This is a genomic window from Aquabacterium sp. (assembly GCF_049274795.1).
Classification (GTDB): domain Bacteria; phylum Pseudomonadota; class Gammaproteobacteria; order Burkholderiales; family Burkholderiaceae_C; genus Aquabacterium.
In genome coordinates, this window is sequence record NZ_JBASTH010000037.1 from 17464 (window position 1) to 29243 (window position 11780).

Sequence of the window (11780 nt, forward strand, 5' to 3'; positions counted from 1 at the left end):
GGCGCGGTGGTGCCGTCAGCGCGTGGCGGACAGGGTGAAGCTGTAGGCCAGCGGAGCCTGGGCCAGCATGGTGACACCTGGCGATGCGGAGGCGGTTGCAGGCGCGGGCTGGCGCTTCTGGTGCCGCGCGCGGCTCAGGTTCAGCGAGGGGCGCAGCACCAAGAGGCTCTCGCCGCCAAGATGGCTGCTGGCCGGGTTCCAGCGCACGGTCTGCGGCCGGGCAGGCTTGTCGCTCCGCAGGGCTTCAGCCGGTGCGGGCCGTGAGATGGCTGGTCGCACTGCACTGGGCGTCGCTTGCAGCGGCGGCGGCTGGATGCCGGCCTGGCGGCTGTTCCAGTCGGCCTTGCAGCGCAGCCCTCCGGGCAGGCGATGGCCCGGATTGGGCAGGGCCAGGCGCACACGGAAGGTATTGCTGGCCGCATCCACGACCTTGTCCACATACTGTACGGTGGCGCGCACGGCATCCAGGCCTGGCAGTTCAGGGCGGATGCTCATGGTGTCGCCCACCGTGACCTGCCCGTATTGGGCGATGGGCACCATCAGCGAGACACGCAAGGGATCGATGGAGGCCACCCGCACGACGGGACGATCTTCCACGCGCTCGCCGACGTTGTTGTAGCGCTCCACGACCACGCCCCGGATGGGGCTGCGCAGGGTGCGCAGACCGAGCTGGGCCTGGGCCACGGCCTGTTCCTGGCCATAGATGCGCTGCTGGTTCTGCGCCATCTTGAGCTTCTGTGAAGCCACCTCGGCTTCGGCCACGGCCTGCTCTACTGCCTGGGCGGAGACGAAATCCTGGGCGAGCAACTGGCGTGCGCGGTCCACCTTCTGGTGGGCCAGCACCACGTTGGCCTGGGCGGCCCTCACTTCCGCATCGACCTGGGAACGCAAGGCGGCCACACCGGCGGTGGCGCGTTCCACATCGGCGCGCAGCATGGCCAAGGGTTGGCCAGCATCCACCGCGTCGCCAAGGGCCACGGGCAGGCGTTCAATCACACCCGTGACGGGCGACCCGACATCGGCCACCTGCTCGGGTTCGATCAGGCAGCCTGAAGGTTTCGTGGCCTGGGGCGCAGCCACCGCAGAGGCCATCATCCAGGCCCCCAGCATCCCCCAACCAGCCCTCACCGCCGGGCTTGTTGTGCTCTTACTTCCCATTGACGGTCCTGCTTCAGAAGGTGTCGGCGCATGGCCGACTGTCGCTGCTCCTCGATCCATTGGTGCAGTTGAACGGTGACTCGCCGCCACCATGACGCCGTTCGAGTAACGGACTCCGTGACGGATGTACTGCACGACGTCAGCATAGAGGCACCTACGGTGTGGGAGTCCTGGAAATTGGCGGAACAAATCCACGTTTCTGTGCTTCCTGGCTGGCCTTGCCGGGCCGCGCGGCCCAGCAATTGCCGATCCATGCGCCGGGACTCATTGCGTTGGCAGTGGATGACGTGCAGTCCGCCGGCGGTCAAGGCCGCCTGGTCGAGCGCGATGTCGGTGCCGCGGCCAGCCATCCGGGTGGCGACGGTGACCTGCCCGGCGCGGCCGGCCTGCGAGATGATGTCGGCCTCCTGGCGGTCGTGACGGGCGTTGAGCACGGTGTGCGGCACACCTTGCTGACCGAGGTGCCACGACAGGCGCTCGGAGTCCGGGACGGTGTCGGTGCCGATCAGCACCGGCCGGCCTCGGGCCCGGAGGTGCGAGGCCATCATGGCCACGGCCTGCCAACGTGCCTCGGCGGACGGGAAGCTGCGTGTGGGGCCATCCTGGCGCAGCGAGGGGCGGCGCAGCGGCATGCGTCGCACAGCCAGGCCATAGACCTCGCGAAGCTCGACGCGGGCCTCCCGCAGGGTGCCGCTCAGGCCGGCCAGGTGCCAGTAGCGCTGGAAGAAGCGCTGGAAGGTGATCTGGGCCAGGGTGTCGGTCGGGGCGCTGGGTGGGCAGCCCTCCTTCAGTTCCACCAGGGCTTGCAGGCCCTGCGTCCAGGCCCGGCCGACGGCGACGCGGCCGGTGAGCTGGTCCAGCAGTTCGATGCGCCGTTCCCGCACCAGGTAGTGCCTGTCCCGGTGCAGGGCGTGTTGGGCGGTGAGCGCCAGCCGCAGCAGTTCGTGGCGGATGCCGGGGCGCAGCCATGGGCCGTCCAGGGCCTGCGCCAGGCGCGCGGCCTCAGCCCGGCCAGCCTCGGTCAGGCGTGCATCCGGTGGGCCGGACTGAAGCTCGAAGTGCGTTCCCTTGCGCAAGGCCTGGGCCAACTGGCGCGCCTGCCACCACAGGGCTCGCCGGGCGGCCTGTTGCGCGGGCTTTTCGGGCAGGCTGCCGGAAATCACCAGTGGCACGACGGCCTCGTCCAGCAGGATGCTGTCGGCCTCGTCCAGCAAGGCCATGCACAGGCCGCGCAGCACGGGGCGCTCGTGACCGCTCCCTGGCAGGGCCAGGCCATCGCGCAGGTGATCGAAGGCCAGTTCGCGCGCGGTGGCGAAGACGATCTCCAGGCCGTAGGCCTCGCGGCGGGCATCCGGCGCCATGCCCGGTGCGACATGCCCCACGCGCAGCCCCAGGGCACCCGCCAGGGCCTGCAGTGCCTGGGCATCGCGTTCGGCCAGGTAGTCATTGGCGGTGACCACATGCACCGGCACGCCGGCCATCGCGGCGATGCAGGCCGCGGCGGCCATGGCCAGCGTCTTGCCTTCTCCGGTTGCCATCTCCACGAGGTGCTGGTCCAGGAGGTGGCTGGCGGTGAGCATCTGCAGGGGGTGCAACTGCCAGCGCGAGGTACGTTGCAGGGCCACCTGCACGCAGGCCATGGCCGGGGCGCAGGTGGCAGGGGCGAGGCCCTGCCTGCGCAGGCCCAGGCGGGCTGACTTCAGCGCGTCCTCCCATGATGGCGATGCCGTGGACAAGGCACTGTCGGCGAGTTGCCTTGTCAAGATCTCCACCTCGGCCAACCAGGCTACTTGCCGGCGCCCCAGGCCCCACCAGGGGGTGCTCCACAGTTGCCCTGCGCGCTCGGTCGCGAGGGGCTGAGGCCGGGTGGGATAGTGCCCCCATCGCGGTCCAGGTCGGGCCAGTGATGCCGGAGAACTCATGGCGTGCTCACCGCGCGGGGTTGAATCGTTCGGCGACCCGCTGGCGCATCCAGCGCCAGGCCTGTGCGATCGGGGGCGACCAGCCCTGGTCGAAGCGTACCCAGGCGCGTCCGCCCAGCGGCATCGGCTCGTGGGTGGCAGGCATGTCGAGCCGGACATCCATCAGCACCACGGGCCTCAAGGTGCGCAGATGCGCCTTGTCAGCCGGGTCGGTGGGCAGATCACCGCCCATCTCGCGGCTCAGGGCGGCGCTGGGCAACTGCGTGCCGGCGCCGCCGCCATCGCGCAGCAAGGCCGCGCGGATCAGGGGCGCGCTGCGATCTGCGGGCTGCACCGACACGTCCTTGACGGGCAGATGCAGATCCCGCATGTCCTGTTCGCTCATTGCCACCCGCAAGATGGGGTGCTCGCCCGGTGGCATCACATGGCCCACCAGGGTGCCACGCTTCAGGTAGCGTCCAGGCAGATCCTGTGATTGGGGCAGCACGAGCTGCCCATCCCGCTGGGCGCGCACGTCGAGCCGGCCAAGCTGTGCCTCAAGGTAGGCCAGGTGCTCGTGAAGGCGTTGGACCTCGTCGCTCGCCTGGCCGGCCTTGCCGCTGTCCAGCCCCATCTGGCTGAACTGTCCCTGTTCGGCCTGGGCGAGCTTGGCCTGGGTACGTTGGTGTTCGGCTCGCAGGCCCGGGTTGTCCAGGGTGAGCAGCAGATCACCTGCGCGCACCGTGCTGCCCTCCTGGCCATGGACCTGCTGCACGAAGCCATCGACCTCGGGCCTGACCAAGGCCTGCTCCGGCGCCCAGACGATGCCTTGCGCCAGACGGGCATTCGGCCACGGCAGCAGCAACACGAGCAGGGCAAGCATGGGCAGCATGACGGTTCTGCGCCAGAGTGGCGGGCGAGGCGCACCGGCGGCCGCACCTTGCCACAACAGGCTTTGCCAGAGCAGGCGTGTCCAGTGCGCGCAGGGTTTGAGCAGCAACTGCCAAACCACCAGCATGCCCGCCAGGATGCCCAGCACCGAGGAGATACCGCCCAGCCACCACGCCATGCCGCTCCACAGCACCAGTTGGCAGAGCCATGCCAGCGGCGCGTAGGCGATCAGCCAGGGCGTTTCGCCCGGGGCCTGCACTGGAGCGCCAGGCACGTTCGGGTCGTGCAGTGAACGGCCCATCAACCAGCAGGGCAGGGCATGCATCCACCACTGGCGGCTTCGAGGCGCGAGGTTGGGCAGGGCCATCACATCGGTCAACAGGTGATAGCCGTCCAGCCGCTGCAGTGGGTTGGCGTTGAACAGCAGTGTCGATACACCAGCGATGAACCACACCACGAAGCCCAGATCGTGCACGAGCCCGGGCATGCTCAGCCGCCACACCCACAGCCCGACGGCGGCGAGGGCCAGCTCGGCCAGAATGCCTGCCGCGCTGACCATGGCGCGCTGCCAGGCTCGCTCGAAGCCGTGCGCCGCGGAGGCATCCACATAAGGGATGGGCATCAGCATCATCAGGGTGATACCTGCCTCGTGGACGGGGCCGCCCCAGCGCCGCACGGCCAGGCCGTGGGCCAGTTCGTGCACGGCCTTGATCAATGGGTAGGCCAGGGCAGCCAGCAGAAGATAGCGCGGGGTGCCCAGCCAGGTCTGCGCATGCGAGAGCAGGGCGGGTGCATGCAAGATCAGCCCGATGAGCAACGAGGCGAACAGCAGGGCCCACACCACGGCGCCCAGGGGTGAGAACAGCCAGGCGCCCAGCGGTGCAAGCCTGTCGAGCAGGCGCGTGGGGTTCAGCAGAGGCAGTCGCCAAGCCAGCAGGCTGTTGGGGCGGCGCTGCGGGGTGTCGGGCTCCGAGTCCTCCGTCATGAGCGTAGCCCTGGAGCTGAGAAAGGGCGTGGGCGTTCCGGCGTGAGGTGCATCGCCATCGAATGCGATCAGCCCGTGCTGCTGCAGGGTGGTGACGACGCTGATGACATCGTCCTGCGTCGGTGGGGCCGGGGCATCGCCGTGCGCGGTGTGGCGTGACAGCGTGGCGCAGAGATCCCGCAGGCTGCGGCGCCCGTCCAGCCGGCCCGCGATCTCGTAGGCGGGCGGGTCCAGCCGGCACCCTGGGCCGCCCTGCGCGTCACGCAGCACATGCCAGCGCTGGCCGCGCTGCCACAGGCGGCTGACCGTCACGCCTTCGCGCAAGCGGGGCCGCCAATCAGCCACGCGGTGCCACTCCGGGCTGGCAAGCGGATCGAACGCCGTGTCCGTCATCACCAGGCCCACCACAGGAAGCGCAGGCGGTTGACCAGGGGGCGCGTCCAGGACCACAGCAAGGGGCGCCAGCCGACCACGACCTTGGCCTGGCCCGTCAGCCCCGGACGGATGTCCGCCGGGGGGGGCTGGGTGAAGTCCGCCTGCACCTCGAAGACGTTGCGTCCGTCGCGGGCCACGCCCAGCGGGGTGATGCGCGCCACCTTCAGGTCCAGCGCATCCCATGGCAGGGCGGACAGGGCAATGCGCCCCGACTGCCCGTCGCGCACGCGCGCGACGTCGGCCTCATCGATGTCGATCACCACGCGAAAGCGCTGGGTACTCGCCACCGTCATCAGGGTGTCGCCCTGCTTGACCGGCGCGCCGATGGATTGGCTCAGGTCGCCCTGGATCACGATACCGTCGAACGGGGCCTTGAGTTGCGATCGCTTGAGTTGCTCGTCGATCAAGGCCAGCTGGGCCTGGGCTTCCTCCAGCCGCGACAGGGCAAGCGCGGCTTCGGCCCGGTCGGCCCGGGTCATCGCGGCGGCATAGCTGTTGTCCTGCTGTGCGACCTGGCTGGCCCAGCGGTCGCGTTCGAGCTTGAGGTCCTGTTCCGCCAGGTCGGCCAGCACCTGGCCGGCCTTGACCCGGTCGCCCGGGTGCACATGCGTGGCCTTGATGAAGCCGTCGGTGGGGGCCGCCAGCACGCGCTGCTGCGCGCCTTCGATGCGGGCCGAGCCGCCGATGCGTTCGGGCATCGGCACCAAGGCCAGGAGCAGCAGGCCTGCGCCCGCGGCGAACCACAGGCGGCGTTGCAGGCGAGGGGTATCGTGTCGCCAGCGTTGGCGCCTTTGGCGCCATGCCTGGCGCGCATGCCAGTGCCATGGGCGCTCGGCGCGGCGCTGGGCCGCCAACAAGGGTGCCACGCTGGTCATCCAGTGGCTGAGCGCAGAGGTGTCCGGTGCCTGGCGTCGGCTGGGAACGCCCGGCCAGAACAACAGCACGGCCCCCATGGGGTCGTTGGCGCCGGGCAGGGGCAAGGTCAGCACGGCACGGTCTTCGTGTGTGGCCAGGGCCTGTTGCGCGCGGTTGAGCCAGTCGCCAGGCTGGGCGCCTTCGTCTGAGCTGATGGCCATGCCCTGGTCGATGGCCTCCTCGGCGGCATCCTTGAGCCGTGTATCGGGCTGGTCAACGGTCAGTGTGCTGGCCGGCTGACGGCCGTCGCCACTGGCGGCTCGCGCATCGATGGCCTGCCCCGCATGACCGTCCTCGTACCACAGCAGCACGGCGCGCACGGCGCCGGTACGGGCCAGCAGGCCATGCAGCAGCGTCCTCAGGCTGTCCTGAAGACTGGGCTGGGCGGCCATGGTGGCCGGCAGTTCAGCGAAGTCGCCGCCGGTGGGAACAACGACCCCCTCCGCTGCCTGCCGTGCCGTGGAAGGTGGTGTCGCGGGCGGCAAGGTGCGATCCGGGCAGAGCAAGATGAGGCATCTTCACGGCATGCGCTGCCGCTTGATCGATGGAAATGCGCGGGCGCCGCTGGTGTGATCGCGGCTCAGGGCAACCAGAGCTCGAAGCGCACGCCGCCCTCGGGGCGGTTCTGCATGGTGGCGCGGCCGACACGATCAGCGCTGCGGTGCGCCTTGGCCACGGCCTGGCACAGCATGGTGCCCAGGCCTGTGGAGTGGTCGTTGGGATCCACCGCGCCCAGGCCGGGGCCGTCGTCCTCCACCACCAGCACCAGGTAGCCGTCGTCCTCACGGGCGCGCAGGGTCACGTCCCTGCGGGCGAAGCGGCTGGCGTTGTGCAGGGCGGCTTCCATGGCCATGGACACCAGACGGCGGTCCAGGTACCAGAAGGGCGGCACGGGTACATCCTGCAGCAGCTTGACCCGTGGGTTGGTGGGCAAGGCCATGGCCTTGATCTGCGCCATGCGCGTGAGCGACTGCAGCACCTCTATGGGGGATTCGTCCTCGCAGTGGGCCGCCAGCCCGTCTGACGAGCCATAGACGGCCAGGAACTGCACGAACTGCCGACGCAGCTCGGTGCAATGGATGTAGGCGGTGTGCGCCAGCACCGGATCGGGCTGGTCGATCAGCGCTTCGAGCTGGCCTTCCAGCGAGCCCAGCGCGTTCTTGAGATCGTGGGCGATCAGGGTGAGGGTGGTCGATTCCATCAGGCCCTCTGTCAGTGGGCGGCCGACGACGCTTCGAGCGCCGCCAGCGTTTCACGGAAGTAGCGCCGCATCATGGTGACGCGGTCATTGCCGGGCATCAGGGTTTCCAGGCGCGTGAGGTACTGGCGCACGCGCTCAACCATGTCGGCGTTGAGCGCCTTCTTCAGGCGCAGGGCCATGCAGTTGATCTGCGCGGCCTGGAGCAGGGCGCCAGTGTTCTCGGGGTAGTCTTTCAGCACGGTCTCGATGGCCTGCACGGCTTCGTCGATCTGGCTGTTGCCCAGCAGCTTGCGCGCATCCTGCACACGCGTGGTCAGCACCGCCGCGGCGGCGTTGACGATGGCGTCCATCTTGTCTTCATGGCCGGTGTCGCGCAGGGCGTTGCCGATCATCTGCTTGATGCGCGGGTTCTCGTGGTCGGCGCTGATGGCGGTTTCCATCAGCTTGAGGCCTTCTTCTTCATGGCCGGCCATCAGCTCGGCCTTGGCCAGGGCGATGGTGGCGAAATCGGCCTTGCCCTTGCGCATCGTCTCGCGGGCGCGCTTGAGGGCCTTGTCGGACTCATCGGATGCGCCCGCCTTGGCGTGCGCCTGGGCCTGCAAGGCCTGCGACACGTTCTCGAAGGTGGGGGTGTTCTTGTAGGCCGCAGCGTTGTCGGCCAGGGCCTTCAAGGCCTCGGCGGTGTCGCCCCGGTCCACCAGGGCCTGGGCCAGCAGCAGGGTGTCCTGCGGCTGGGCGATCACGGAGCCCTTGGTGGCCTTGGCCACCTTCTGCAGATATTCCTTGGCCGAATCGAGATCACCATTGCGGTAGGCGCTCTCGCCGGCCAGGCGGTGGCGGCGGGCAGAAGGGACCACGGCGGCGGCATCGCGCAGCACCCACATGGCGGCCTGGGCATCGCCCTGGGCCTCCAGGGCCTCGGCCATCACGTCGTAGGCGGCCACGTTCTTTTCGCCTTCGCGCGAGCCCATGATCTGCTGGGCCAGGTGCTTGGCTTCTTCGAACTGGCCGGCGGCCTTGTGGGCGCGCGCCAGGCCCAACTGTGCCCAGACCAACTGCGGCCGCTTCTCGATGGCCAAGCGGTAGACCTCCTTGGCATCCTGGTGGCGCCCCAACTGCAGCAGGGCCTGGCCCTTGATCTGCAGCACGGCCATGAACCAGCGGTTCTGGGCGGCCAGCACCTTGTCGCACTCCAGCACGGCACCGGCCAGATCTTCGCGGGCCAGCTTCTGGTTGATGGGCAGCAGGGCCTCGCGCTTGTCCAGCAGCGCTTTCAGGCGATCTTCGATGTCGCTGGCGGTGATGGGCTTGAGCAGGTAGGCGTCTGGGTGGTGTTCGGTGGCGGAGGCGACGGAGGCGTAGGAGCTTTCGGCCGTCACCATGAAGAACAGGCAATCGGCGCCCAGGGTGCCGGTGTCACGCAGGTGTTCGAAGAGCTGCTGGCCGTCGGTCTTGGCGTTGAGGTTGTAGTCGCACAGGATCAGGCCATAGCGGCGGGATTTGATCAGGCGGGCAGCATCCTCGGCGTTCGAGGCGACGTCGATCTTGGCGATGCCCAACTGCGACAACTGCCCCCTGAGGGTTGTCTGCTGCACGGCCATGTCGTCGATGACGAGGGCCTGAATGTTGGAGAACCGAGTCTGTATGGGCATGGCATGTCACTCGTGTTTTCGGTGATGTGCTTTACACACGCACCACGCGTCGGGCTCAACGGAAGCCGGCCCTTACCGGCTGCTTTCGGCATCCGAAAGCGCAACTTGAGTTCGGCTCTGATGCAGATTCCCAGTTTGTCAAGGGGATTTTGTCTCGGTCCATGGAAAAAGGCACCCGAAGGTGCCTTTGTCAGTGGGGAGAAACAGCTTGCGTCCCGTCACTTGAACAGGTTCTTGACCCGATCAGTCCAGCTCTTGGAGTTGGGCGAGTGCTTTTCGCCACCCTTCTTGATGGATTCGTCCAACTCCTTGAGCAGCTTGCGCTGGTGCTCGGTGAGCTTGACGGGGGTCTCGACCGCGATGTGGCAATACAGATCACCCGGGTAGCTGGAGCGGATGCCCTTGATGCCCTTGCCGCGCAGGCGGAAGGTCTTGCCGTGCTGGGTGCCCTCGGGGATCTCGATCTCGGCCTTGCCACCCAGGGTGGGTACCTCGATCGTGCCGCCCAGGGCGGCGCTGGTCAGGGGCACGGGCACGTTGCAGTGAAGATCGTCACCGTCGCGCTCGAAGATGTCGTGCGGCTTGATGCGGATCTCGATGTACAGGTCACCAGCGGGGCCGCCATTGGTGCCCGGCTCGCCGTTGCCGGCCGAGCGGATGCGCATGCCCTCGTTGATGCCGGCCGGGATCTTGACTTCCAGCGTCTTGGTCTTCTTGACGCGGCCCTGGCCCGAGCAGGTGGTGCAGGGCTCGGGGATGATCTTGCCGGTGCCCTGGCAGTGCGGGCAGGTCTGCTGCACGCTGAAGAAGCCCTGGCGCATGTGCACCGTGCCCGAGCCATTGCAGGTGGTGCAGGTCTTGGGCTGGGTGCCGGGCTTGGCGCCGCTGCCGTGGCAGGTGACGCATTCTTCCCAGGCAGGGATGCGGATCTGCGTGTCCTTGCCGAGGGCGGCTTCTTCCAGCGAGATTTCCATCGCGTAGGAGAGGTCGTTGCCGCGGTAGACCTGGGGGCCACCGCCGCCACGGCGGCCGCCACCCTGCTGGCCGAAGATATCGCCAAAGATGTCGCCGAAGGCCTCGGCAAACCCGCCGAAGCCCTCGCCGCCAGGGCCGCCGCGGCCACCCATGTTCGGGTCCACGCCGGCATGGCCGTACTGGTCGTAGGCAGCCTTTTTCTTGGGGTCCGAGAGCATCTCGTAGGCCTCCTTGGCCTCCTTGAACTTCTCTTCGGCTTCCTTGGCCTTGTCACCCTGGTTGCGGTCAGGGTGGTACTTCATGGCCAGCTTGCGGTAGGCCTTCTTGATCTCGTCGTCAGAGGCTCCCTTGGTGAGCCCCAGCACTTCGTAAAAGTCGCGTTTTGCCATGCGATTGTTCCTCAGGGGGCAGCCTTGAACGGCTCACCCCAGGTCATTTCCTTGCGGACATCCCACCCCAGCCAGTCCATGCACTGGCGTTGTTCGCAGGGGCGTGTGTGCGTGACGTTCAGTGTCGTGGCCTCGATACCATCGCTCGATCCGCTCACGCCGAGGTCGGCGGCCCGCTTGCGCCCGTCGATATGGCCGATCACCACGGCGGTGTCGAGCTTGCCGAAGGTGTCGGAGCTCACGCCTTTGAGCAGCATCGGTGTGTAGCCGCCGTAGCCGTAGTAGCCGCCCCGGTCAGCATCGGTCACCCAGGCCACGGTGGGGCTGAGCATGCGCTCGAGCTTCACCGTCAGGGCCACGGTCTTGCCTTGCCACTTGAACGGGTCTTTCTCGGCCTGCGAGGTGGTCAGCCAGGCCTGGACCTGCTGATCAGCGCTCAGGCGGTGGAAGGCCTGTCGGACTTGCTCGCGCTTGGCCGTTCGTTCGGCATCGGCCTGCTTCTGGCGTACGGCCGCCGAGGCATCGTTGCGGTAGGCACGCACCTCGGCGGGTTTGCCGTTGTCCAGCACGACAGCGCCTTTGGCCAGGGCTTGAGGCTCCTGTCCTTTGGCGTCCGGCGTGAGCGGGGCGCGCCACAGTTCGACGTTCACCGCTCGGAACGGTGCGTTGCTCGGGCAGGCGGCGACCACGGTCTGCTGGGCTGCCAGCATGCGGGCATGGACCAACTGGTCGTCTTCCACCTTGAAACCATCGGGGACGACCAAGGCCACATGCTCAAGTTCGCACAGGTTCACCGCGCCCTTGGACGGCCCTCGGTGAACCCACCAGGCCTGGGCTTCCCCGACCTTGCCGCGCTCACTGAGCACCAGGTTGCTGCGCCAGCCATCCAACCTGCCCTTGAAGGGCTGGTCGCCGATGAACACGCCCTGGCGGAAGTTGCCTTCCCAGGTGTCGTCGGCCTCTTCCTTGCCTTCCTTGAAGCGGTAGGGGTTCAGCCAGACGGCCTTGCCCTTGCCGTCGGCCTTGCCCTTCACGCAGGGGCCCTGGTAGCGCACGGGCTGTTTGTCGTCGCCCAGGGACCAGGGGCCCCAAACGGCGCATTGGCTGTCCAGGCTGGTGACGAACTCGGCCGCCTGCACGGGCACCTGGGCCAGGCAGACCAGAGCCAGCGCGGGCAGGCCGCGCCATGCAGTGCGAAGGGTTTGTGCAGCAAAAGGTGAGCGCATGGGCATGGAGGAAGGCATGAACATGATTCCTGACCGAAAAACGCACTCGGCA

At 68.1% G+C, this 11780-nt stretch carries 8 protein-coding genes; all 8 read right to left on the minus strand.

Features of this window, described 5'->3' with window-relative positions:
* Nucleotides 1–15: 15 nt before the first annotated feature.
* The 8 genes from WAQ08_RS05600 to WAQ08_RS05635 all read right to left on the minus strand — a co-directional run bounded on the left by WAQ08_RS05600 (nucleotide 16) and on the right by WAQ08_RS05635 (nucleotide 11746).
* Nucleotides 16–1095 carry an efflux RND transporter periplasmic adaptor subunit gene (locus WAQ08_RS05600; RefSeq protein ID WP_422189820.1) on the minus strand — a complete coding sequence of 360 codons (1080 nt, stop codon included), beginning with the start codon at nucleotides 1093–1095 and terminating at the stop codon, nucleotides 16–18.
* 29 nt (nucleotides 1096–1124) lie between these two features.
* Nucleotides 1125–2921: a DEAD/DEAH box helicase gene (locus WAQ08_RS05605; RefSeq protein WP_422189822.1), complete on the minus strand. Its 1797-nt coding sequence runs from the start codon at nucleotides 2919–2921 to the stop codon at nucleotides 1125–1127.
* Nucleotides 2922–3087: 166 nt separating this feature from the next.
* Nucleotides 3088–5328 (minus strand): biotin/lipoyl-binding protein, encoded by a 2241-nt coding sequence (locus tag WAQ08_RS05610; protein ID WP_422189824.1) that lies wholly within the window; start codon nucleotides 5326–5328, stop codon nucleotides 3088–3090.
* Entirely contained in the window at nucleotides 5328–6677 is a 1350-nt protein-coding gene (locus WAQ08_RS05615; protein ID WP_422189826.1) for an efflux RND transporter periplasmic adaptor subunit, read from the minus strand. The genes WAQ08_RS05610 and WAQ08_RS05615 overlap by 1 nt, the downstream gene beginning before the upstream one ends.
* A 188-nt stretch (nucleotides 6678–6865) precedes the next feature.
* Nucleotides 6866–7486, minus strand: coding sequence for a sensor histidine kinase (locus tag WAQ08_RS05620; RefSeq protein ID WP_422189828.1), 621 nt, complete (start codon nucleotides 7484–7486; stop codon nucleotides 6866–6868).
* 11 nt (nucleotides 7487–7497) lie between these two features.
* Nucleotides 7498–9138 carry a response regulator gene (locus WAQ08_RS05625; protein ID WP_422189830.1) on the minus strand — a complete coding sequence of 547 codons (1641 nt, stop codon included), beginning with the start codon at nucleotides 9136–9138 and terminating at the stop codon, nucleotides 7498–7500.
* Nucleotides 9139–9356: 218 nt separating this feature from the next.
* Nucleotides 9357–10502 carry a molecular chaperone DnaJ gene (gene dnaJ, locus WAQ08_RS05630; RefSeq protein ID WP_422189832.1) on the minus strand — a complete coding sequence of 382 codons (1146 nt, stop codon included), beginning with the start codon at nucleotides 10500–10502 and terminating at the stop codon, nucleotides 9357–9359.
* 11 nt (nucleotides 10503–10513) lie between these two features.
* Nucleotides 10514–11746, minus strand: coding sequence for a hypothetical protein (locus WAQ08_RS05635; RefSeq protein ID WP_422189834.1), 1233 nt, complete (start codon nucleotides 11744–11746; stop codon nucleotides 10514–10516).
* Nucleotides 11747–11780: the final 34 nt, after the last annotated feature.